Origin of the sequence: Agarivorans sp. B2Z047, assembly GCF_023373605.1 — a bacterium.
GTDB classification, from domain to species: domain Bacteria; phylum Pseudomonadota; class Gammaproteobacteria; order Enterobacterales; family Celerinatantimonadaceae; genus Agarivorans; species Agarivorans albus.
Window position 1 is genome coordinate 2,169,007 of record NZ_CP088080.1, and the last position, 22,572, is coordinate 2,191,578.

Annotated in this window: 19 protein-coding genes, 1 tRNA gene and 3 rRNA genes; 11 read left to right on the forward strand and 12 right to left on the reverse strand. The window is 45.5% G+C overall.

Annotation, left to right across the window (positions count from 1 at the left end):
• Positions 1 to 17 precede the first annotated feature (17 nt).
• From LQZ07_RS09935 to rrf, 6 genes are all read left to right on the forward strand, one after another.
• Positions 18 to 2,018, forward strand: a complete 2,001-nt coding sequence (locus LQZ07_RS09935) for a methyl-accepting chemotaxis protein (protein WP_194164040.1) — start codon at positions 18 to 20, stop codon at positions 2,016 to 2,018.
• Between the two features lie 36 nt (positions 2,019 to 2,054).
• Positions 2,055 to 2,609 carry a D-glycero-beta-D-manno-heptose 1,7-bisphosphate 7-phosphatase gene (gene gmhB / locus LQZ07_RS09940; RefSeq protein WP_016401160.1) on the forward strand — a complete coding sequence of 185 codons (555 nt, stop codon included), beginning with the start codon at positions 2,055 to 2,057 and terminating at the stop codon, positions 2,607 to 2,609.
• Positions 2,610 to 3,091: 482 nt separating this feature from the next.
• A 16S ribosomal RNA gene (locus LQZ07_RS09945) occupies positions 3,092 to 4,636 on the forward strand.
• A 105-nt stretch (positions 4,637 to 4,741) separates the two neighbouring features.
• Positions 4,742 to 4,817: transfer RNA gene (locus LQZ07_RS09950), tRNA-Glu, on the forward strand.
• Between the two features lie 191 nt (positions 4,818 to 5,008).
• Positions 5,009 to 7,898 (forward strand): 23S ribosomal RNA (locus tag LQZ07_RS09955).
• 111 nt (positions 7,899 to 8,009) lie between these two features.
• Positions 8,010 to 8,125: ribosomal RNA gene (gene rrf, locus LQZ07_RS09960) — 5S ribosomal RNA — on the forward strand.
• The 16S, 23S and 5S rRNA genes sit together here with 1 tRNA gene alongside, the layout of an rRNA operon.
• A gap of 405 nt (positions 8,126 to 8,530) precedes the next feature.
• Here the strand turns inward: rrf and LQZ07_RS09965 are convergent.
• The 11 genes from LQZ07_RS09965 to LQZ07_RS10015 form a co-directional block, all read right to left on the reverse strand.
• The gene (locus LQZ07_RS09965; protein WP_194164231.1) at positions 8,531 to 8,761 is read right to left on the reverse strand and encodes a hypothetical protein; all 231 of its coding nucleotides are present in this window, start codon (positions 8,759 to 8,761) and stop codon (positions 8,531 to 8,533) included.
• 121 nt (positions 8,762 to 8,882) lie between these two features.
• On the reverse strand, positions 8,883 to 9,779 hold the full coding sequence (gene galU, locus LQZ07_RS09970) for a UTP--glucose-1-phosphate uridylyltransferase GalU (RefSeq protein WP_152785985.1): 897 nt from the start codon (positions 9,777 to 9,779) through the stop codon (positions 8,883 to 8,885).
• Positions 9,780 to 9,948: 169 nt separating this feature from the next.
• Positions 9,949 to 10,221, reverse strand: a complete 273-nt coding sequence (locus LQZ07_RS09975; protein WP_152785987.1) for a ComEA family DNA-binding protein — start codon at positions 10,219 to 10,221, stop codon at positions 9,949 to 9,951.
• A gap of 124 nt (positions 10,222 to 10,345) precedes the next feature.
• Entirely contained in the window at positions 10,346 to 10,645 is a 300-nt protein-coding gene (locus tag LQZ07_RS09980; RefSeq protein WP_152785989.1) for a YciI family protein, read from the reverse strand.
• Between the two features lie 4 nt (positions 10,646 to 10,649).
• Entirely contained in the window at positions 10,650 to 11,210 is a 561-nt protein-coding gene (locus LQZ07_RS09985; protein ID WP_152785991.1) for a septation protein A, read from the reverse strand.
• 70 nt (positions 11,211 to 11,280) lie between these two features.
• Complete coding sequence (gene trpA, locus LQZ07_RS09990; RefSeq protein WP_152785993.1) at positions 11,281 to 12,087, reverse strand: tryptophan synthase subunit alpha; 807 nt, start codon at positions 12,085 to 12,087, stop codon at positions 11,281 to 11,283.
• Positions 12,087 to 13,277 carry a tryptophan synthase subunit beta gene (gene trpB / locus LQZ07_RS09995; protein ID WP_016400694.1) on the reverse strand — a complete coding sequence of 397 codons (1,191 nt, stop codon included), beginning with the start codon at positions 13,275 to 13,277 and terminating at the stop codon, positions 12,087 to 12,089. The genes trpA and trpB overlap by 1 nt, the downstream gene beginning before the upstream one ends.
• A gap of 51 nt (positions 13,278 to 13,328) precedes the next feature.
• Positions 13,329 to 14,711 carry a bifunctional indole-3-glycerol-phosphate synthase TrpC/phosphoribosylanthranilate isomerase TrpF gene (gene trpCF, locus LQZ07_RS10000; RefSeq protein WP_249483624.1) on the reverse strand — a complete coding sequence of 461 codons (1,383 nt, stop codon included), beginning with the start codon at positions 14,709 to 14,711 and terminating at the stop codon, positions 13,329 to 13,331.
• Entirely contained in the window at positions 14,708 to 15,712 is a 1,005-nt protein-coding gene (trpD, locus tag LQZ07_RS10005; protein ID WP_152785995.1) for an anthranilate phosphoribosyltransferase, read from the reverse strand. The genes trpCF and trpD overlap by 4 nt, the downstream gene beginning before the upstream one ends.
• On the reverse strand, positions 15,712 to 16,308 hold the full coding sequence (locus LQZ07_RS10010; protein WP_016400691.1) for an aminodeoxychorismate/anthranilate synthase component II: 597 nt from the start codon (positions 16,306 to 16,308) through the stop codon (positions 15,712 to 15,714). The genes trpD and LQZ07_RS10010 overlap by 1 nt, the downstream gene beginning before the upstream one ends.
• Complete coding sequence (locus LQZ07_RS10015) at positions 16,298 to 17,881, reverse strand: anthranilate synthase component 1 (protein WP_152785997.1); 1,584 nt, start codon at positions 17,879 to 17,881, stop codon at positions 16,298 to 16,300. The genes LQZ07_RS10010 and LQZ07_RS10015 overlap by 11 nt, the downstream gene beginning before the upstream one ends.
• Before the next feature lie 242 nt (positions 17,882 to 18,123).
• On the opposite strand from LQZ07_RS10015, the gene LQZ07_RS10020 reads away from it, so the two are divergent.
• From LQZ07_RS10020 to rluB, 5 genes are read left to right on the forward strand one after another with little or no spacing between them, the layout of a single operon-like run.
• Positions 18,124 to 18,972, forward strand: a complete 849-nt coding sequence (locus tag LQZ07_RS10020) for a PHP domain-containing protein (RefSeq protein ID WP_152785999.1) — start codon at positions 18,124 to 18,126, stop codon at positions 18,970 to 18,972.
• 23 nt (positions 18,973 to 18,995) lie between these two features.
• Positions 18,996 to 19,616, forward strand: coding sequence for an L-threonylcarbamoyladenylate synthase (locus LQZ07_RS10025; RefSeq protein ID WP_016400687.1), 621 nt, complete (start codon positions 18,996 to 18,998; stop codon positions 19,614 to 19,616).
• Positions 19,616 to 20,434 (forward strand): ScpA family protein, encoded by an 819-nt coding sequence (locus tag LQZ07_RS10030; protein WP_152786001.1) that lies wholly within the window; start codon positions 19,616 to 19,618, stop codon positions 20,432 to 20,434. Before LQZ07_RS10025 ends, LQZ07_RS10030 begins: the two co-directional genes overlap by 1 nt.
• Positions 20,427 to 20,978, forward strand: coding sequence for an SMC-Scp complex subunit ScpB (gene scpB, locus LQZ07_RS10035; RefSeq protein ID WP_152786003.1), 552 nt, complete (start codon positions 20,427 to 20,429; stop codon positions 20,976 to 20,978). The genes LQZ07_RS10030 and scpB overlap by 8 nt, the downstream gene beginning before the upstream one ends.
• A 26-nt stretch (positions 20,979 to 21,004) precedes the next feature.
• The gene (rluB, locus tag LQZ07_RS10040) at positions 21,005 to 21,865 is read left to right on the forward strand and encodes a 23S rRNA pseudouridine(2605) synthase RluB (protein ID WP_152786005.1); all 861 of its coding nucleotides are present in this window, start codon (positions 21,005 to 21,007) and stop codon (positions 21,863 to 21,865) included.
• 57 nt (positions 21,866 to 21,922) lie between these two features.
• Here the strand turns inward: rluB and LQZ07_RS10045 are convergent, their stop codons facing one another.
• Entirely contained in the window at positions 21,923 to 22,519 is a 597-nt protein-coding gene (locus LQZ07_RS10045) for a Yip1 family protein (protein ID WP_152786007.1), read from the reverse strand.
• Positions 22,520 to 22,572 lie beyond the last annotated feature (53 nt).

The following is a 22,572-nucleotide window of genomic DNA, read 5'->3' on the forward strand; positions in this document are numbered from 1 at the left end:
GGAAAGGAGTTATCTTCGTGTCTATCTCGAATAAGCTGTTATCGGCTTTTGGTTTCGTTGCTATTTTGATGTTTTGTTCCGCCGTTATCGTGTTTATTCAACTAGATAAAATTGCTCAAAAAGAGCGGCAAATAGTTGAAGTTAGTGTTCCTGTAGTTGCCCAAAGCAAAGAAATTGAGCGACACCTTCAGCAATCGCTAAGTGCTCTTCGAGCTTACCTCATTCATGGCGCCGATAAACAACGCGCTGAGCATTTTCAAAGCCTATTTGAACAGTCTTGGCTCAACATTGACTTGGCCGTAGAGCAAATCCAACTGTTAAGCGATATAGCGGTTCCAGAACAAACCTTAACTAGTTTTTTGGCCTTAAAAGAACTGCAGCAACAAATTATCAAAATTTCCAATAGCGAAGATAACCTACCTGCACACGCTTTATTGCTTTTTGATATTGCCCCCTTAGCTGAAGAAGCGATGAACCAGGTTTCTAGCGCAGTCACCGAAGAAATTTCTCAACCCGGCTTATATAGCCCCAAAAAACGGGTACGTTTGTTAGCAGATATGAGCGAAGCGCGTAATGAACTGGCCAATGCCCTTACTAGCTTGCGTAGTTTTATTATTACTGGCGATAAATATGAACAAGAGAAATACCAAGAGTATTTTGCCAGGCATAAACAGCGGGTAGCCGATGTAGAGGCCGCAAATAATTTATTTACCGAAGAGCAAGCTCGGCTGTGGCAACAATTTGTCGAGTTAGTTGATATTTTTGTTCCCCTAGTCGATGAGATGTTTGTGATACGAGCTGCACCTGACTGGAATATTGCCAACCACCGGATGGCCAACGAAGTTATTCCCTTAGTGGCCGATATTGAATTGCAACTTAATGACTGGAATATGCAGCAGCAAAATGTGTTAGTTAGCCACCAACAGGAACTAGAGCGTTTAGGCGAGCAAGTTGTGCTGGTGGTATTTGCTGGTGCTGCTATTGCCGCGTTATTGGGTGGCTTGGTGGTGCTTTGGTTAACTCGTCAAATTAAATCCAACCTGGCTCTAGTCAATCAACGAGCAATGCAAATAGCCAACGGAAACCTTTCGCAACCGGCGTTAAAGGTTAGCGCTAAAGACGAGGTGGGGCAGCTTACTGGCTCCATCAATGCGATGGCAGAACAGCTAAAAGGATTAATAACAGAGGTTAATCAAACTGCTGCAGATGTGAGTCAAAGCAGTGTGAAGGTCTTCGATAAGAGCTCGGGCATTGGCAGCGCTCTAGATGAACAGCGTTCGAAAGTTGACTCAGCGGCTACTGCTATTGAAGAGATGTCTGTAGCAGCCAGAGAAATAGCGCAAAACACTTCTCAAGCTGCTGACCATGCAAGAGATTGCGGAGACGTAGCAAGCCAAGGTGGGCAAGTGGTGACAGATACCATTTCCATTATGCAAAAAATCGAAGGTTCTGTAAGTGATAGTAATCAGCACATCGCTAAGTTAAACCTGGCGGGTGAAGAAGTAGAAAAGATTACCGATGTAATCGCTGGTATCGCTGAACAAACCAATTTGTTAGCGCTAAATGCAGCCATTGAAGCAGCTCGTGCTGGCGAGCAAGGGCGTGGTTTTGCTGTGGTTGCTGATGAGGTGCGTAGCTTAGCTAGCCGAACTAGCAAATCTACAGAAGAGATTGCTCGAATTATCAACCAAATTCGTAGCCTAACTGAAGCGGCTAATCAGAGTATGTCAAAGAGTACCGAACTGGTTTCTAGCGGCCGCAATGTAGTTAATAAGGCAGGAGATGCGTTGCATCAAGTGATCGACACTACTCAAGGTGTTACCGAAATGGTTACCGCGATTGCAGCAGCCACCGAGGAACAATCTGCAGTGGCCTCAGATGTGGCGGCAACATTGGAAACAATTGCCCTTATTGCTCAAGATTCAGTGAGTGAAGCCCAATCTAGTGTAAATGATGCCAAGTCGTTAGAAGAAAAATCTAATCAACTCAAGCAACAAATTCAACGCTTTGTATTGTAGAATGAGCCCTTAACTGACCGAGTAAAGAAAAAATTAATGAAACAAGCCGCAGTGTTTTTGGACCGAGATGGAGTTATCAACCACGATCGGGCCTATGTATCCCAAGTTGATGACTTTGAATTTATCGACGGCGCTATTGAGGCGATGCAAAAACTCAAAGAAGCTGGTTGGTTGCTTGTGGTTGTAACTAATCAAGCGGGAATTGCGCGTGGCTACTTTAGTGAAGAGCAGTTCTTAAGCCTAACCGAATGGATGGATTGGTCGCTTGCTGATCGCGGAGTCGACTTAGATGGTATCTACTACTGTCCTCATCATAGCGAATACGGTGATGAAAATTACCGCCAAGATTGTAACTGTCGCAAACCTAAACCAGGTATGTTGCTAGAAGCCGCTGCAGAACTAGATATTGACCTAGAAAAGTCTTGGTTAGTCGGGGATAAAGCTTCAGATATCTTGGCCGCCCAAAATGCCGGAGTGCCAAACAGATTGTTGGTAAGTGGTCAGTACGATGTGAGCGAACAAGATAAAGCCTTAGCGACTGCTACGATTTCGTCTCTAGCTGAAGCGGCTAAGTATATTCTAAAGGGCTAGATCAATTTTCTTCCTTTTATCTTCACTTTCTAGTAACTCTTAGGGGATAGATTTATGCAAATAAGCTATCCTTTTAAAGCTTTCTTGTTCACTATCTGAACACTTAAACGTGTTTCTGTGATTTTCTTCAAAAAACGCTTGCGCCGCGGGAATCGATCCCTATAATGCACCTCCACTGACACGGCACGCAGCGCGCTAAAGTGAAGCAAGGCTACGTCAGGGTTAGCAAGGCCTAGGGCTGAGTTAGCCGGTTGAAAAACTTCTTCTTAATTAATATTAAAAAGCGGTTGACAGCCACAGAGGAAAGCGTAGAATGCGCACCTCGCTTCGATTGAGAAGCAACGCTCTTTAACAATTTATCAAGCAATCTGTGTGAGCACTCACAGGACCTTAAGCGAAAAAATTAAGCTTAAGTGAACTGGAGTCTTGCACTGTAAAACACAGTAATAATTTCAGTTTTTAACTTTGAGCGAAAAAACTTTTGATTGAAGAGTTTGATCATGGCTCAGATTGAACGCTGGCGGCAGGCTTAACACATGCAAGTCGAGCGGTAACAGAGAGTAGCTTGCTACTTTGCTGACGAGCGGCGGACGGGTGAGTAATGCTTGGGAATATGCCTTTACGTGGGGGACAACAGTTGGAAACGACTGCTAATACCGCATAATGTCTTCGGACCAAAGGAGGGGATGCTTCGGCACCTTTCGCGTAAAGATTAGCCCAAGTGGGATTAGCTAGTTGGTAAGGTAATGGCTTACCAAGGCGACGATCCCTAGCTGGTTTGAGAGGATGATCAGCCACACTGGGACTGAGACACGGCCCAGACTCCTACGGGAGGCAGCAGTGGGGAATATTGCACAATGGGCGAAAGCCTGATGCAGCCATGCCGCGTGTGTGAAGAAGGCCTTCGGGTTGTAAAGCACTTTCAGTCGTGAGGAAGGGGTAGTAATTAATACTTGCTATCTTTGACGTTAGCGACAGAAGAAGGACCGGCTAACTCCGTGCCAGCAGCCGCGGTAATACGGAGGGTCCGAGCGTTAATCGGAATTACTGGGCGTAAAGCGTACGCAGGCGGCTTGTTAAGCCAGATGTGAAATCCCCGGGCTCAACCTGGGAATGGCATTTGGAACTGGCAAGCTAGAGTTTTGTAGAGGGTGGTAGAATTTCAGGTGTAGCGGTGAAATGCGTAGAGATCTGAAGGAATACCAGTGGCGAAGGCGGCCACCTGGACAAAAACTGACGCTCATGTACGAAAGCGTGGGGAGCAAACAGGATTAGATACCCTGGTAGTCCACGCCGTAAACGATGTCTACTAGTTGTCTGTGAGTTTAACTCGTGGGTAACGCAGCTAACGCATTAAGTAGACCGCCTGGGGAGTACGGCCGCAAGGTTAAAACTCAAATGAATTGACGGGGGCCCGCACAAGCGGTGGAGCATGTGGTTTAATTCGATGCAACGCGAAGAACCTTACCTGCCCTTGACATACTGAGAACTTGGAAGAGATTCCTTGGTGCCTTCGGGAACTCAGATACAGGTGCTGCATGGCTGTCGTCAGCTCGTGTCGTGAGATGTTGGGTTAAGTCCCGCAACGAGCGCAACCCCTATCCTTATTTGCCAGCACGTAATGGTGGGAACTCTAGGGAGACTGCCGGTGATAAACCGGAGGAAGGTGGGGACGACGTCAAGTCATCATGGCCCTTACGGGCAGGGCTACACACGTGCTACAATGGCATGTACAGAGGGATGCGAACTCGCGAGAGCAAGCGGACCCCAAAAAGCATGTCGTAGTCCGGATCGGAGTCTGCAACTCGACTCCGTGAAGTCGGAATCGCTAGTAATCGTAGATCAGAATGCTACGGTGAATACGTTCCCGGGCCTTGTACACACCGCCCGTCACACCATGGGAGTGGGCTGCAAAAGAAGTGGGTAGTTTAACCTTCGGGAGGACGCTCACCACTTTGTGGTTCATGACTGGGGTGAAGTCGTAACAAGGTAGCCCTAGGGGAACCTGGGGCTGGATCACCTCCTTATTATGATGCTTAGGTTTTGTGACGTGTTCACACAGATTGCTTGATGAAAAAGAAAAGAGAGAAGTTCTAGTGTGGTGTAGAACCAACGAGAACAGCTACTGCAGTGTCCCGTTCGTCTAGAGGCCTAGGACACCGCCCTTTCACGGCGGTAACAGGGGTTCAAATCCCCTACGGGATACCATTCTCTCTCTTGGTTTCTTCGAGACCATTGCTCTTTAACAATTTGGAAAAGCTGATAAAAAATATCTCAAGAATATGAGTTTAATAACAAGTGTTCTTGGTATTCAAAAATAAGGTGATCGTACTCGAATGGCAGGACTTATACAGCCTGACCATTCAAGTGATTTAAGCGACAACATTTAGGTGTTGTATGGTTAAGTGACTAAGCGTATACGGTGGATGCCTTGGCAGTCAGAGGCGATGAAGGACGTGTTAATCTGCGATAAGCTGTGTTAAGTCGATAAAAGACGTTATAGACACAGATTTCCGAATGGGGAAACCCACTGCATTTTATGCAGTATCGTAACGTGAATACATAGCGTTGCGAGGCGAACCCGGGGAACTGAAACATCTAAGTACCCGGAGGAAAAGAAATCAACCGAGATTCTGGTAGTAGCGGCGAGCGAACCCGGATTAGCCCTTAAGCTTTTAGGTGATTAGTGGAACATTCTGGAAAGGATGGCGATACAGGGTGATAGCCCCGTACATGAAAATCTACTTTAAGTGAAATCGAGTAGGACGGCACACGTGATATGTTGTCTGAATATGGGGGGACCATCCTCCAAGGCTAAATACTCCTGACTGACCGATAGTGAACCAGTACCGTGAGGGAAAGGCGAAAAGAACCCCTGTGAGGGGAGTGAAATAGAACCTGAAACCGTATACGTACAAGCAGTGGGAGCCCCCTTGTGGGGTGACTGCGTACCTTTTGTATAATGGGTCAACGACTTAATTTCAGTAGCAAGGTTAAGCGAATAGCGGAGCCGTAGGGAAACCGAGTGTTAACTGCGCGCATAGTTGCTGGGATTAGACCCGAAACCCGGTGATCTAGCCATGGGCAGGTTGAAGATTGGGTAACACCAATTGGAGGACCGAACCGACTAATGTTGAAAAATTAGCGGATGACTTGTGGCTGGGGGTGAAAGGCCAATCAAACCGGGAGATAGCTGGTTCTCCTCGAAAGCTATTTAGGTAGCGCCTCGAGCGAATACTGATGGGGGTAGAGCACTGTTAAGGCTAGGGGGTCATCCCGACTTACCAACCCTTTGCAAACTCCGAATACCATCAAGTACTACTCGGGAGACACACGGCGGGTGCTAACGTCCGTCGTGGAAAGGGAAACAACCCAGACCGTCAGCTAAGGTCCCAAAGTGTATGTTAAGTGGGAAACGATGTGGGAAGGCTTAGACAGCCAGGATGTTGGCTTAGAAGCAGCCATCATTTAAAGAAAGCGTAATAGCTCACTGGTCGAGTCGGCCTGCGCGGAAGATGTAACGGGGCTAAACATACCACCGAAGCTACGGGAGCATGCTTGCATGCTCGGTAGAGGAGCGTTCTGTAAGCCGTTGAAGGTGGATCGTAAGGTTTGCTGGAGGTATCAGAAGTGCGAATGTTGACATGAGTAACGATAAAGGGGGTGAAAAGCCCCCTCGCCGAAAGACCAAGGTTTCCTGTCCAATGTTAATCAGGGCAGGGTGAGTCGGCCCCTAAGGCGAGACTGAAAAGTGTAGTCGATGGGAAACAGGTTAATATTCCTGTACTTCGTATAATTGCGATGGGAGGACGGAGAAGGCTAGGCCAGCGTGGCGATGGTTGTCCACGTGAAAGGCAGTAGGCGGTAAACTTAGGCAAATCCGGGTTTACATTACGCTGAGAGTTGATGACGAGTGTCTACGGACACGAAGTGGTTGATGCCCTGCTTCCAGGAAAAGTCTCTAAGCTTCAGATTATACGAAACCGTACCCCAAACCGACACAGGTGGTTGGGTAGAGAATACCAAGGCGCTTGAGAGAACTCGGGTGAAGGAACTAGGCAAAATGGTACCGTAACTTCGGGAGAAGGTACGCTCTTGATGGTGATGGGACTTGCTCCCTAAGCTGCTGAGAGTCGCAGATACCAGTTGGCTGCAACTGTTTATTAAAAACACAGCACTGTGCTAAATCGAAAGATGACGTATACGGTGTGACGCCTGCCCGGTGCCGGAAGGTTAATTGATGTGGTTAGCGTTCGCGCGAAGCTATTGATCGAAGCCCCGGTAAACGGCGGCCGTAACTATAACGGTCCTAAGGTAGCGAAATTCCTTGTCGGGTAAGTTCCGACCTGCACGAATGGCGTAATGATGGCCAAGCTGTCTCCACCCGAGACTCAGTGAAATTGAAATTGCCGTGAAGATGCGGTGTACCCGCGGCTAGACGGAAAGACCCCGTGAACCTTTACTACAGCTTGACACTGAACATTGACCCTACATGTGTAGGATAGGTGGGAGGCTTTGAAGCGTTGTCGCTAGATGACGTGGAGCCGACCTTGAAATACCACCCTTGTAGTGTTGATGTTCTAACGTTGGTCCCTTATCGGGATTGCGGACAGTGTCTGGTGGGTAGTTTGACTGGGGCGGTCTCCTCCCAAAGAGTAACGGAGGAGCACGAAGGTTGGCTAAGTATGGTCGGACATCATACGGTTAGTGCAATGGCATAAGCCAGCTTAACTGCGAGACAGACACGTCGAGCAGGTACGAAAGTAGGTCATAGTGATCCGGTGGTTCTGTATGGAAGGGCCATCGCTCAACGGATAAAAGGTACTCCGGGGATAACAGGCTGATACCGCCCAAGAGTTCATATCGACGGCGGTGTTTGGCACCTCGATGTCGGCTCATCACATCCTGGGGCTGAAGTCGGTCCCAAGGGTATGGCTGTTCGCCATTTAAAGTGGTACGCGAGCTGGGTTTAGAACGTCGTGAGACAGTTCGGTCCCTATCTGCCGTGGGCGTTTGAGAATTGAGGGGAGCTGCTCCTAGTACGAGAGGACCGGAGTGGACGAACCGCTGGTGTTTGGGTTGTTATGCCAATAGCATTGCCCAGTAGCTACGTTCGGAACTGATAACCGCTGAAAGCATCTAAGCGGGAAGCAGGCCTCGAGATTAATTCTCACTAGGACTTTAAGTCCTCTGAAGGGCCGTTGGAGACTACAACGTTGATAGGCAAGGTGTGTAAGTGCTGTGAGGCATTGAGCTAACTTGTACTAATTACCCGTGAGGCTTAACCATACAACACCTAAAGGGTGTTGCTTATAGATACTTTATTTTAGAAACCATGAATACTTGTTAGTGCTCATGAGATGTTTCAGCTTTTTCGAATGTTAAAGACAACAGTTTTTGCCTGGTGGCAATAGCGTTGTGGACCCACCTGACTCCATGCCGAACTCAGAAGTGAAACGCAACTGCGCCGATGATAGTGTGGGGCTTCCCCATGTGAAAGTAGGTCACCGCCAGGCTCCTATACTAAGCCCTCGTCTAATGATGAGGGCTTTTTTATTGCCTGCGATTTAGTCCCTCAGGCATACCAATCACTCAAGCCCCAGTCATTTCATCAACAGACTAACCTAGCGCATCACAGACATCGCCCTCTTGTATATACAAGGTTGACCAGTGATTACGCTTAGCGTGTTTTTTAGCGAGACTCGCCCGCTCGCTTAATTCGTCGATACTCAGTTGAGAGGCTGCAGTCAAGCAAGTATTTACCATTGGCTTGAGGAAGAGGAAATAGAGGATGAGATTTATTAGCGGAGCTTGTGGTGAGGCATTAATTAAGATGCAGACATAATTTTAAAAAGCCACTTAGGCAGAATTTGTAAAACAAAAAAGGCAGCGAACGCTGCCTTTTTACCGTTTCTTACAGCTTATTGAGCTGTAGAAGTAGTTGTGGAAGTTGAGGTGCCAGTTGTTGAATCATTATTTTGGTTTGCAGCAATACCAACAACTGCAGTTGCTGCAACAACGCCACCAACTACACCGGCTGTAACACCAGCGCCGCCTGCTGCTCCACCTGCTGCTCCGCCTGCTGCTTCTTGTGCAAATACATTAGAAGATAAAGCTAAAGCTGCTACGCCAGCTAAAAGTAAAGTTTTCATGAAATTTCCCTGTATTAAATATATTACTGTTTCATTGTATTACTGTGTGGAGATTCTTGCCACATCTACTTACATTTTTATCACTGAAAACTTAAAATTTCCAGTATTAAGTGGCTAAAGATTAAAGCTTTAACTCTGCAAGGTATGTCTTAAAGCGATCTCTTAACTCTGGGTGGCGTAAGCCAAATTCGACGATGGCTTTCATATAGCCAAACTTACTACCGCAGTCATGGCTTTTTCCAACCATGTAGTAAGCCTGAGTAGTTTCTTTTTTCATTAAACTAGCGATGGCATCTGTTAACTGAATTTCATCTCCAGCGCCTGGAGGTGTTCTAGCTAGCTCTTTCCAAATTTTAGCTGATAATACATAACGGCCCACAACAGCAAGATTAGAAGGAGCATCTTCAACAGCGGGTTTTTCTACAGAACCCACCATGTCTGCAGAGTCTCCAGATTTAAGCTCGCTGCCGTTGATATCTACAATACCAAACTTGCTAACATCTTCCTGAGCTACTGCTTCAACCATCACTTGGCTAGAGCCTGTTTGATTAAACTTATTTACCATATCCGCCAAGTTTTCAGTGCGAAGGTCTGAGGTTGAGTCATCCAGCACTACATCAGGAAGAAGTACGGCAAAAGGTTCGTCGCCAATAAGTGGGTGAGCACATAGAATTGCGTGTCCTAGACCTTTAGCAACGCCTTGTCGTACATGCATGATGGTAACGTCTTTGGGACAAATAGAACGTACTTCATTAAGTAATTGACGTTTTACCCGTTTCTCTAATGTAGCTTCTAGTTCGAAGCTGGTATCAAAGTGATTTTCTATTGAGTTCTTACTAGAGTGGGTTACTAAAATGATCTCTTTAATGCCTGCAGATATTGCTTCTTGAACAACATATTGAATTAGCGGCTTGTCTACAATGGGTAACATCTCTTTAGGGATGGCCTTGGTGGCGGGTAGCATTCTAGTTCCTAGTCCTGCTACTGGTAGTACCGCTTTTCGTACTTGTTGGGTCATTTTCAGTCTCTTGAAAAAGTAAGGTTAAATGCCCGAGCACTGTAACATGCCAAAATGACATTTTAAATTGAGATATTTGCGAATAGATATCCCTGTGATAATTTTTTGAAGTGGAGAAGCTATCGCCCTCGCGGTGGTAGCGAGCTACGGACGATGTTAGGTGGGTAACTTAGTCTACGTAGATTCGGTCTTTGTTATCGAGGTAAATCTTTTCACCAATGCCTGGCACTAGCACAATTTGTTCAATGTTCTTGAAGTTACCATGTTGCTGGCGGTACTGAACAATTGCTGTTGATTTCGACTCACCTACGCCTTTTAAAGAATCTAGTTGTTCTGCGCTGGCAGTATTTAAGTTGATTGGTGTTAAATTTTCATTAGCTAAGGCTGATTGCATATTGATTAAACTAAATACGAGCACCAGTGCCAGCTTAAGTAATTTCATGGTTTATTCTCCTTTTTGATAAAACCATGAATAACAGTAGAGGATATGTTTTATATGCGAATCACTCATTTGGGCTAAATTGTGACACTAAAATGACAATTGGGCGATAGCTCGCCCAATTAGATTAAGGAAGTACTTTTTTAAAAGGCTTTACACTTACCTTTGCATACACGCCTGCAGCCACATAAGGGTCTGCGTCTGCCCAGGCTTTTGCATCTTCTAAGCTTGAAAATTCTGCTATTACTGTAGAGCCTGTGAAGCCTGCTTCTGCTGGGTCATCAGCATCAATAGCGGGCATTGGGCCAGCAACTAATAATCGTCCTTCGTTGAGTAAAGCGTTTAAGCGCTCTAAGTGAGCAGGTCGCGCTTGTTTGCGTTTATCTAAACTATTAGCCACATCTTCTGCATAGATTACATACCACATACTATTAATCCTTTTTCTCTGTGATTGATTCTTTTTGTTCTTTAGGCAAGTGTTTGTATAAGTAAACGACAGTGCCTACTGTAAACACCAAGGTTAAGCCGAGTAGGCCAAACACCTTAAAATTAACCCAAAATTCTTCTGAGAAACTGAATGCAATATAGAGGTTTAGTGTTCCGCAAGCGATGAAAAAAAGTGCCCATGAGACATTCACTTTTGACCAAACGTTATCAGGTAATGTCATTTCTTTGCCCAGCATTTTTTTGATCAGTGGGCTGCCAAATGCAAACTGACTCACTAACAGCACTAAACCAAAGATCCAATTAATAACCGTAGGTTTCCACTTAATGAAATCGTCATCGCGTAGGATTAGGGTTAAGCCACCAAAAACCAATATAAGAACAAAGGAGATGAGATGCATTTTCTCAACTTTTTTGTTTTTGAAGTAGGAAATAGCTAACAGAACCGCCGTAGAAATAATTAATGCAAGGGTTGCTGCGTAGATATCCTGCATTTTGTATACGGCGAAAAATATAATTAAAGGGATAAACTCGAAAAATTGTTTCATAGTTCCTCAGCGTAAGCTGTTAATAAAAAAGCCGCTAAAAAGCGGCTTTTGATAGTAGCAAGATCTTTAACTAAACGGTAGCCGCTTTCATGTCACTGGCAAATTGCTTGAGTGTTACAAGCATTTGCGCTTTGTCATCAAGGTTGTTTTCGATGATCTTAACTACGGCTGAACCCGATATCGCACCAGCTGCGCCAGCTTCAATGGTTTCTTTAACCTGTTGAGGAGTTGCGATGCCAAAACCCAGTAAAGCTGGCGGCGCATTATGTTGCTTAAGTTTGTTTAACAACTCTCCCACTGGCGCGCCTGCTTTGGTTTCTGTGCCGGTTACGCCTGCTCGGCTAACAAGGTAAGTGTAACCTTGTCCATACTCAGCAACTTTAGCCAATGTAGCTTCATCGGCGTTTGGTGGCGCAATAAAGATGCTTTGCAAGCCATGTTTATCAGCCGCTTCTCTAAAAGGCGCTGACTCACGAATCGGCACATCTGCAACCAGCACCGAGTCTACGCCTGCTGCTGCCAGCTTTTGATAGAAAGAATCAATACCGGTTGAATACACGAGATTAGCGTATAACAAAAGACCAATAGGTACCTCTGGATGTTTTTCACGAATAGCACTTAGCATTTCTAAACATTTAGGAGGGGTAACATCAGCTGCTAATGCGCGAACGTTAGCTCCTTGAATGGTAGGGCCGTCAGCTACTGGATCAGAGAAGGGTATACCCAACTCTAAAGCATCTGCTCCACCTTCAACTAAGGCATCAACAATGGCTAGAGATTGCTCTAAATCGGGATCGCCAAGTGTTACAAAAGGAACAAAGGCGCCTTGTTTTTGGCTTGTTAGACGTTCAAATAGTTTAGCGTAACGTTGCGTCATTATAAGCTTCCTCTTTGTTCGAATATTTCGGCTACAGTAAAGATGTCTTTGTCGCCGCGCCCCGATAGGTTTACCAACAATATCTGTTCTTTGTCTTTATCTTGCTTAGCCAATTTAAGTGCATAAGCCAAAGCGTGTGCCGATTCAAGAGCGGGAATAATACCTTCACTCTCAGCTAGGGTTTGAAATGCGTCCAAGGCTTCTTCATCGGTAGCTGATTCATAATCGGCTCTGCCAATTGAGTTCAAATAAGCGTGTTGTGGGCCTACTGATGGAAAATCTAAGCCAGCTGAAATTGAATAAGACTCTTCAATTTGACCATTTTGGTCTTGCATCAATAACGAATGCATACCAAAGAACATGCCTTTGCGGCCATGTTTAAGTGGAGCGCCATGTTGGTCGGTATCAATACCTTTGCCCGCAGGTTCTACACCAATTAGCTTTACATCTTCTTCTTTGATGAAGTCAGCAAACATGCCGATTGCATTAGAGCCACCGCCCACACAAGCGATTACCGCATCTGGTAAGCGACCTTCGGTCTCAAGAATCTGCTGTTTGGCTTCTTCGCCAATCATTTTCTGGAATTCACGAACAATGGTTGGGAATGGGTGAGGGCCAGCGGCTGTACCTAATAAGTAATGAGCGCTGTCGTAACTGGCTGCCCAGTCGCGCAAGGCTTCGTTACACGCGTCTTTTAGGGTAGAAGAACCGCTGTGCACAGGAATCACCTCTGCGCCCATTAGCTTCATTCTGAAAACGTTAGGCTTTTGACGTTCACAGTCAATTGCGCCCATGTAAACACGGCACTTTAGACCAAGTAAGGCACACGCTAAGGCGGTAGCTACGCCATGTTGGCCTGCACCGGTTTCAGCTATAATTTCTTTCTTACCCATGCGCTTGGCTAATAGGGCTTGGCCTAACACTTGGTTGGTTTTGTGTGCACCACCATGTAATAAGTCTTCACGCTTTAGGTAAATTTTGGTTTTAGTACCCGCAGTTAAATTGCGGCACAAGGTTAGAGGTGTTGGTCTGCCAGCGTATTCGCTTAATAGGCCGTTAAACTCTTCAATAAAGCTAGGGTCTTCTTGGGCGTCTATAAAGGCTTGTTCTAGCTGGTCGAGCGCCGGCACTAAAATTTGTGGTACAAACTGCCCGCCAAACTCGCCGAAATATGAATTTAATTTACTCATTGTTGACTCTTATTCGTTAAAAATGGTTAACGCTTACTAATCTGTTTGAGACTAGTACTGTCTAATTTGTTCAAACGCAGCATTAATTTTTGCTGGGTCTTTTACCCCTGGCGCTTGTTCTACACCGGAGTTTAAATCTAAGCCTGCAGCGGCGTAGGCTAGTGCATCTTGAATGTTACTTGGGCTTATGCCGCCTGCTAGCATCGCACCATGACTGTGCTCACCTAACAGTTGCCAATCGAAGGTTTGCCCAGTACCACCGCATTGGCCGGCGACTTTGCTATCAAATAATATTTTGTCTGCGTTGCTTGGCGCTTCTGGTAATGCCTCATTCACGCCAAGCGCTTTCCATACAAGGCTGCTGTTAAGTTTTTCTTTTAGCTGCTCGATGAATTGCTCGTCTTCATCACCATGCAATTGCACTGCGTGAAGTTTAAGTTGATTGGCAATACTGGCCACTTCTTCAACCGAGCTATTTACAAATACACCCACAAAATTAAGTGGTGCCGCTTGGCTGAGTTTCTCTGCTTGCGCTAGGTTTACGCAGCGCGGCGACTTTTCGGCGAAAATTAATCCGCCGTATACTGCGCCCGCTTGATAAACCGTTTTAACATCTTGCTCGCGTGTTAAACCGCATACTTTGTTTTCGCCAAGTATGAGCTTGCGACAAGCCATGTCTACATCATCTTGGCTCATTAGTGAACTACCTACTAAAAAGCCGTTGGCGTATTTGGCTAGCTCACGCACTTGTTGGTGCTGATAAATGCCTGATTCTGAAATGATGACGCGATCTTCAGGGATTTGTTTGGCCAGCTCTGGTGTTCTGTCTAAGGTAATCGACAAGTCACGCAAGTTACGATTGTTAATACCTATAACTTTGGCATTTAGATCAATGGCACGCTCAAGCTCTTGTTGGTTACTCACTTCAGTAAGTACGCCCATATTTAGCTTGTGGGCTACTTCAGCCAGCAAGCGATACTCGTTGTCATCGAGAACAGATAACATCAGTAAGATGGCATCTGCTTTGTGATAACGGGCTAGATAGATTTGGTACTCGTCAATGAAGAAGTCTTTACATAACACTGGTTGATCAACTTGCTCTCTAACCTGAGTTACATAGTCAAACTCACCTTGAAAGTATTTAGTATCAGTAAGCACCGATATGGCTGCAGCATAGTTTTTATATACGCCAGCAATTAGGTCTAAGTCGAACTCTGGGCGAATCAAGCCTTTAGATGGAGAAGCCTTTTTACACTCAAGAATAAACTTAGCGGGTGAGCCTGATAGCGCATCATAAAAACAGCGCTCTGTGGGCTTAACCTGATCTATAAAGCTTGCTAGTGTTTGGCTTTGCATTCGCTCTGCTAACCAAATTTCTTTGTCAGCCACAATTTTATCTAGAATGGTGGTTTGTTTTGTTTCTGCTTGGCTCACTGACTCATCTCCGCCAATTGGTTTGCTAGGGTTAGTGGACGACCAGAGGCCATTTCATCTAAGGCCATTTTAACGCCTTGAGCAACATCATCAGCTTTACCTGCAAGTTTAAGTAACAAGGCAACATTAACTGCAACAGCTGCTTGTTGTGCTGGTGTAGCGGTGCCTTGCAATAACTGCAAAGTGATGGCTTTGTTTTCTTCAGGAGTGCCACCTTTAATGGCATCTAGATCGGCTTGCTCAACACCAAAATCAGAAGGGGTTAAGCTATATTCGGTAATCTTGTCGCCGTTAATTTCAGCAATTTGAGTTTCACCATGAATGGCTACTTCGTCTAAGCCTGCACCGTGAACCACCATGGCTTTTTTCATACCTAATTGTTGCAAGGTATGCGCGATGGGCGAAATAAGCGCGGGGTCATAAACGCCCATCACTTCCATGCTTGGATGAGCTGGGTTAATTAGCGGACCTAATACATTAAATATGGTGCGGGTTTTTAAGGTTTGGCGCACTGGCATGGCGTGGCGTACACCGGCGTGGTATTGCGGTGCAAACAAAAAGCACAGACCTAATTCATCTAAACATTTGCGCGCGGTCTCTGGGGTCATTTGAATGTTAATTCCCAAGGCGGCCAATAGATCTGAAGAGCCCGACTTACTTGATACACTGCGGTTACCGTGCTTGGCAACCTTAACCCCTAAACTTGCTGCAACAAACGCAGAAGTGGTTGAGATATTAATGGTGTTGTGGCCATCACCGCCGGTGCCAACAATATCCGCAAAATCATAATCGGGGCTTGGAAAAGGCGCCGCATTAGCTAATAAAGCCTTGGCTGCTCCAGCAATTTCTTGGGGCTGCTCGCCTTTAATCTTTAGTGCGGTTAACAATGAAGATAAAACGATAGGCTCAACTTCACCCTGAATCACCTGACTAAACACCTGCTGTGCTTGTTCAATGCTTAAGTCTTTTCCTTGATATAGCTGCTCTAAAATAGCCTGCATTACGCTTGCTCCTTTTGGGTGGCCCAGTCTAGGCTGCGGGCTAATAGTGTTGCCCCTTCGCTGGTTAAAATGGATTCGGGGTGGAATTGAAACCCAACAATTTTGTCTTGTTCGTTAATTATCGCCATTGGCATGTTTTGATAATGAGCATTCACCACAACCCCATCTGGCATTGTAGTGGCGACTAACGAGTGGTAGCGCGCTACTGGCAGAGGATTGCTTAAACCTTCAAACATTAGGCGGTTGTCGTGCTCAATTGCCGACGATTTACCATGAACAATTTCATCGGCTTTACCCACCACACCACCGTAGCTTTCTACTAGTGCTTGGTGGCCAAGGCAGATACCAATAATAGGTACTTCGCCTTTACATAAGTCGATAAGCTCTAACATGCAGCCCGCTTGCTGTGGGTTACCAGGGCCTGGTGATAAAACCAATACTGGCGGAGTAGGGCTATTATCAATATGTTGCTTAATTTCTTTAGCGCTTAAGTGGTTACGGTAAATACTAACCTCTAAGCCTTGACTACGAAACTGATCAACAAGGTTGTAAGTGAACGAGTCAAAGTTGTCTAACAAAAATACACTATGCGTCATCACTAACATCCTTCAAAGTAGAACCGTGAGCGCGGGCAATGGCATTTAGCACCGCAGCTGCTTTGTTGCGAGTTTCATCGGCTTCGGCTTGAGGCTGTGAATCATACACCACACCAGCTCCAGCTTGAACATGCGCGACCTTTTCTTTAACAAAAGCAGAACGAATAACGATACAGCTATCCATGTCGCCGTTACCTGCAAGGTAACCAACTGCGCCTCCATAACTGCCTCGGCGCTGCTGTTCTACTTGGCGAATTAACTCTGAAGCACGAATTTTTGGTGCGCCAACAAGGGTGCCCATGTTCATGCAGGCTTGGTAAGCGTGAAGTGCGTCTAGGTCATTACGTAAGGTACCTACTACGCGCGATACTAAGTGCATTACGTGGCTGTAGCGGTCTACTTTTAGTAAATCAGCTACATGGCGAGTGCCTGGCTCACTGATGCGAGCGACATCATTACGGGCTAAATCAACCAACATAATATGTTCAGCGGTTTCTTTTTTATCTAGGCGCAGCTCAAGCTCTAGGCGACCGTCTAAATCTTGGTTAATTGAACCATCGGCGTTAAAGCCACGTTTGCGCGTGCCGGCAATTGGGTAAATTTCTACATCTCGGCTATCAGAGGAGTATTTAATTGCACTTTCAGGAGAGGCGCCAAACAATACAAATTCACTGTCTTGCAGGTAGAACATGTAAGGGCTTGGGTTGGTAATTTTTAATTCGCGGTAAGCGGCGAGGCTGTCAGGGCAAGAGAGTTTAAAACTGCGAGATGGAACTACTTGAAAAATGTCACCTTGGCGAATGTAGTCTTTCATGGTTTCTACATTCTGGCAGAAGTCTCGGTCGCTAATGTCAGCTTCAATCTTCCCTTGGTAATCACTAAAATCTGGCTGCGCTTGTTGGTGATTTTTATGCTCACATAATTCTACTAAGTGGGCTAAACGCTGATTTATTCTAGCTTGCTCACTTTCGTTATATACCGAGCCAATTAAGTGAGTCACTTGTTCTTGGTGGTCTATTAGTAGCAATGTTTCGGCGAGGTAGAACTGGTAGTCGGGGCAAATGTTGGTGCTTTCAGCGACGTCTTGTAGTTGCTCAAAGCTGGCGATGAAATCATAGGCAAATACACCGCCGATAAAAACGCCTTTATCATGAGAGGCTAGCTCACCGTAAAGTGTGGTTATTAACCGTAAGGCATCAACAGGAGAGCTCGCTTTTAAACGAGAATCCTCATCCAAATTAGCGGCTGGGAGTGGGTAATCTAAAACCAGTTGAGTTGCACTATGTTCGGTGATTAAGCTGTTGTCACTGTGTTCTACAACCGCCGAGATAACCGCTTCACCATTGAGTGATACCGCAGTAAACGTCACTTGACGACCTTTACAAGTGATCTTTAAGGCTGCATCGGCCAAAATTAAACTTTGTAGATTTTCTTTGCTGTCTATTTCGCAAGACTCTAGCAAAACATTGTGTTGACTCTCTTTGCAAAGCTCTTGATATAAGCTTAGTGGGTCAAGCACGTAGCTAGCATCAATTAAGTTGTTGCTTAGCTGCACCCTAGGGTGATTACTCATGGTTCGTTACTCCTCGTTAAGGCCGTAGCGCAAATATAAAAAAAGCCCGCATTAAGCGGGCTTTTTGTTGTTCTGTTCAATGTATTGGAAATACAACAACTCACACCCGTTTATTTCGGAGTGCGCCACCACCAAGATTTGTTGGTAAGAAGAAAAGTTGTCATGCTTATTCCTAGTCATTTTGATAGACTAAGTTAACTGTAAATGACATCACCAAGTCAAGAAAAAATTTAGGAAATTTAATGCGATTTGATTTGCATTGCCATACTACTGCCTCGGATGGTGGCTTAAGCCCAACTGAAATAGTAATGCGTGCCGAAAACATGCAAGTCGACGTGTTGGCTATTACCGACCACGACACCACAGCTGGCATTGTAGAAGCAGAAGCAAAAGCTAATGCGAAGCATGTGCAAATTATCACTGGCACTGAAATCTCTACTGCTTGGCATGCTTTTGATATTCATATTGTAGGCTTGAATATTGACGTGACGTCTACAGAATTACAAAGACACTTAGCTGAGCAACGAGACAAGCGAGAAGTTCGCGCTCAAGAAATGAACCTCCGTTTAGCAAAAGCCGGTATCCATGATGTTTACAGTGATGCGAAACAATTGGCAGGCAATGCCCCGATTACCCGTTCTCACTTTGCCAGGGTATTGGTGGAACGTGGTATAGCAGCTAACTTTAATAAAGTATTTGATAAGTATTTAAGCCGTGGTAATACCGGTTATGTGCCTAATAATTGGATGAGCATGGGCGATGCTATAGAGATTATTCACCAAGCCGGCGGCGTTGCTGTATTGGCTCACCCAACTCATTATGATTTGTCCAATAAATGGGTGCGTAAGTTGTTGGCCGAGTTTGCCGAATTGGGCGGCGACGGCGTAGAAGTGGCAATGCCGCAAATGTCTAAAGACCAATTACTGTGGCTAGCCGATTTAGCCGAACAAAATGGATTACGTGCTTCTCAAGGCTCTGATTTTCATCATCCCTCTCCTTGGCGTGAATTAGGTAGAGGCTTACAATTACCAGAAAAGTGCCAAGCTATTTGGCAGTTGTGGCCTGGCTTCTCTCCTGAATCCAATCGCTAGGCCCATTAATCGCAGGGACAGTTATGAGTCAGTTTTTCTATGTACACCCCGACAACCCTCAACAGCGCTTGATGAACCAAGCGGCTAATCATATTCAACAGGGCGGGGTGGTGATCTACCCAACCGATTCAGGTTATGCCATTGGTTGCCATATTGGTGATAAAGCCGCATTAGAGCGCATTTGCCGTATTCGTCAGCTAGATAAAAACCACCATTTTACTTTAATGTGTCGCGATTTATCTGAGCTCTCGGAATATGCGCGAGTGGGTAACCAAGCTTATCGCTTGTTACGCAACAATACCCCAGGACCATATACCTTTATTTTTAAAGGTACCAAGGAAGTGCCACGTCGTTTACTCAACCCTAAACGTAAAACCATAGGTATTCGAGTTCCCGACAACAAAATTGCATTGGCGATGCTGGAAGCTCTTGGTGAGCCACTAATGTCATCGAGCTTAATTTTGCCGGGCAATGACTACACCGAATCTGATCCGGAACAAATACGCGACCTATTGGAACACCAAGTAGATTTAATTGTTAACGGTGGCTATTTAGGCGAGCAGCCTACTACTGTTATTGATCTTTCAGAAGATGAGCCAGAGATATTGCGCAGTGGCTCCGGTGATACGAGCCCATTTGAATAATGTCTGAACAGGCTTCTCCTACCCAGCAATTAACCCTAGCCAGCGTAAATGGTGAGCCTTGGCTAGACATGCCGGAGGATTTGTTTATTCCGCCGGATGCCATGGAAGTGACTCTGGAGCAGTTTGAGGGGCCATTGGATTTATTATTGTATTTAATCCGTAAACAGAAGTTGGATATTGAACACTTACCAGTATTAGCCATCACCCAGCAATATATGGAATATATTGAAGCAATGCGAATGCTCAAATTAGAGCTCGCAGCAGAGTATTTGGTAATGGCAGCGCTGTTAACCGAAATTAAATCGCGCAGCTTGCTACCAGTACAAGAGCACGAACAAGTTGAGGAAGATCCAAGGGCTGAGCTTATTCGGCGTCTTCAAGAGTATGAATTATATAAAGACGCTACCGAAAAAGTAGATAGTCTACCAAGACAGCAACGAGATACTTACACAGCTACCATCAACCGCCCTCAAGATATGCCAATCAATGTTATTTACCCAGAAGTGACGATGGATGAGTTGATTCAAGCTATGCGGGGTATTGCTCAGCGAGTGGCTAACTTTGAACATCATGAAATTAAGCGTGAAAAACTGTCTACTCGGCAAAGGATGAGCGATATATTGGCCAAGTTACAACAACACCAGTTTGTCGAATTTAGTCAGTTGTTTTCCTTATCTGAAGGTCGTAGCGGTTTAGTGGTAAGTTTTTTGGCAATACTTGAGTTAGTCAAAGAAGGTTATATCAAGTGTGTGCAAAGTCAGCCTCTGCAGCCTATTCAAGTATTATTAGTTGATGCGGAGATCTCTGAGCATGGCTAAACCCAATTTAGTTAAGTTAGTTGAAGCCGCTTTGTTTGTTGCTGGCAGACCGCTCAGCGTTAAAGAGCTGCAAGCCACGGTGTTGGCAGATGTAGGATTAGCCAAAGCACAAGTGAATATGGTGCTTGAAGAGTTGTCTTTGCGTTATCAAGATTCGGGTATTGAGTTGGCAGAAACCGCATCCGGGTTTTACTTTAGAGCGCGCCAAGAATATGCGCCACAATTAGCCAACTTATGGGCTGAAAAAGCCCCGAAATTTAGCCGAGCAATGTTAGAAACACTCACTTTAATTGCTTATCGCCAGCCGATTACTCGCGGTGAGATCGAAGCGATTAGAGGAGTGGCAGTGAGCAGCCATATCATAAGTGTATTGAGAGAGCGCAATTGGATCCGCAGCGTTGGACATAAAGAAATTCCCGGCCGTCCTACCTTATTTGCAACTACAACAAGCTTCTTAGATTACTTTGGTTTGAAAGATCTGGCCGATTTGCCAGAATTAGATCAATCTTTACTTGAAAAACTGCCGCAAGACTTTCAGACTTAGCGCACTTTACCACCCGGATAAGAAATATGAGTGAAAAACTTCAAAAAGTCCTGGCCCGCAGCGGTTTAGGCTCACGTCGTGAGATGGAAGCTGTAATTGACGCAGGGAGAGTATGCGTAGATGGGAGTATCGCCACCTTAGGCGATCGCATCGAAGAAGGGGTTGAAGTAAGGGTGGATGGCCGCATCATCGATATTCAAAAAGTCGAAGACACCATTTGTCGTGTTTTGGCTTACCATAAGTCAGAAGGTGAAATCTGTTCTCGCAATGACCCAGAAGGGCGAGAAACCGTATTTGACCGTTTACCACGCTTGCAACATGGTCGTTGGATTGCGGTAGGTCGATTAGATATTAATACCTCTGGTTTATTGTTATTTACTACCGATGGCGAGTTGGCCAACCGTTTGATGCATCCAAGTTTCGAAGTTGAACGCGAATATGCGGTACGGGTATTTGGTGATGTAGATGACGAAGTCATTCGTAACTTACGCACCGGTGTTGAATTAGAAGATGGCCGAGCAGCATTTACCACGGTTAAGCGCCAAGGTGGCGAGGGTATTAATCAGTGGTACTCCGTGACACTAAGCGAGGGTCGTAATCGCGAAGTGCGCAGAATGTGGGAATCTCAAGGCATGCAAGTGAGCCGTTTGATTCGGGTGCGTTATGGGCTTATTCCTTTACCTAAAGGTTTACCACGCAGCGGTTGGCAAGAAATGCCCTTAGATCAGGTAAACTACTTGCGTAAGTTGGTACAGCTAAATAAAGAAGAGAATACGATTATCAAGGTGGAAGATCGTGTTCGCAGTACTCAGCGTATTAGAAAGTCGGTGCGTAAACACCGCTCACGCACGCAAAGCCAAGCGGCAAAAAGAAGGTGTTTAAAATAGCCCTTTAGCCAACAAAAAAGCTCGCTTAGTTGCGAGCTTTTTTGTTTTGGCCTTGCGTCAGTTCGCAAAGATGGGGCCTGCTTCACTAGACCATAAAATAACAGTTGAGATGAGCACGGTCACTAACATCACCAAGCCTACAGTGACTAGACTACTGGCAAAGATGAAGCCTCGCTCTTCTGGGATGTGCATAATGATAGGCACACCCGTGTACAGCAAATATACGGCGTAAGTAACTCCAACTAAGCCGGCAACCATAACAAACCAAGGTTCTGGATAAAGCGCGGCGAAACCCACCATATAAATTGGCGTGGCTACGTAAGCAGATAGCTCTAGGGTTTGCTGGTAGGTGGTATCGGTATTAAACGTTTTTGCCATCCAAAGCGCTGCATAAGCTAAGCACAACACTACGGTAACCATGGCTGCATACATAGCCACAGACATGAAAATGGCACTGTCGCTGGTTAATGAAAAGCTATTTGCTCCCACCTTCCAACCAATGTGCACGGTAGAAAAGTAACCACAAATGGCAGGAATAAGTGCCATAAGTAATAAGTGCGACAAGCTCGCTCCGATCCCTTCGTGGTGCTTGTCAATGTCTTGCCATTCTTCTTTTGTATGTGAAGCTAGTCCCCAAACATGACTAAATAACATAGGCGCGTCCTCGCTAAAATTAACATTAATGATTAAGTTATGCGCGATGTCTA

Bases quoted from the DNA above. Each gene is read 5' to 3' on its own strand.
- gmhB (WP_016401160.1), top strand. From the start codon at position 2,055: ATGAAACAAGCCGCAGTGTTTTTGGACCGAGATGGAGTTATCAACCAC.
- LQZ07_RS09965 (WP_194164231.1), bottom strand. From the start codon at position 8,761: ATGAAAACTTTACTTTTAGCTGGCGTAGCAGCTTTAGCTTTATCTTCT.
- galU (WP_152785985.1), bottom strand. From the start codon at position 9,779: ATGACCCAACAAGTACGAAAAGCGGTACTACCAGTAGCAGGACTAGGA.
- LQZ07_RS09975 (WP_152785987.1), bottom strand. From the start codon at position 10,221: ATGAAATTACTTAAGCTGGCACTGGTGCTCGTATTTAGTTTAATCAAT.
- LQZ07_RS09980 (WP_152785989.1), bottom strand. From the start codon at position 10,645: ATGTGGTATGTAATCTATGCAGAAGATGTGGCTAATAGTTTAGATAAA.
- LQZ07_RS09985 (WP_152785991.1), bottom strand. From the start codon at position 11,210: ATGAAACAATTTTTCGAGTTTATCCCTTTAATTATATTTTTCGCCGTA.
- trpA (WP_152785993.1), bottom strand. From the start codon at position 12,087: ATGACGCAACGTTACGCTAAACTATTTGAACGTCTAACAAGCCAAAAA.
- trpB (WP_016400694.1), bottom strand. From the start codon at position 13,277: ATGAGTAAATTAAATTCATATTTCGGCGAGTTTGGCGGGCAGTTTGTA.
- trpD (WP_152785995.1), bottom strand. From the start codon at position 15,712: ATGCAGGCTATTTTAGAGCAGCTATATCAAGGAAAAGACTTAAGCATT.
- LQZ07_RS10010 (WP_016400691.1), bottom strand. From the start codon at position 16,308: ATGACGCATAGTGTATTTTTGTTAGACAACTTTGACTCGTTCACTTAC.
- LQZ07_RS10015 (WP_152785997.1), bottom strand. From the start codon at position 17,881: ATGAGTAATCACCCTAGGGTGCAGCTAAGCAACAACTTAATTGATGCT.
- LQZ07_RS10020 (WP_152785999.1), top strand. From the start codon at position 18,124: ATGCGATTTGATTTGCATTGCCATACTACTGCCTCGGATGGTGGCTTA.
- LQZ07_RS10025 (WP_016400687.1), top strand. From the start codon at position 18,996: ATGAGTCAGTTTTTCTATGTACACCCCGACAACCCTCAACAGCGCTTG.
- LQZ07_RS10030 (WP_152786001.1), top strand. From the start codon at position 19,616: ATGTCTGAACAGGCTTCTCCTACCCAGCAATTAACCCTAGCCAGCGTA.
- scpB (WP_152786003.1), top strand. From the start codon at position 20,427: ATGGCTAAACCCAATTTAGTTAAGTTAGTTGAAGCCGCTTTGTTTGTT.
- rluB (WP_152786005.1), top strand. From the start codon at position 21,005: ATGAGTGAAAAACTTCAAAAAGTCCTGGCCCGCAGCGGTTTAGGCTCA.
- LQZ07_RS10045 (WP_152786007.1), bottom strand. From the start codon at position 22,519: ATGTTATTTAGTCATGTTTGGGGACTAGCTTCACATACAAAAGAAGAA.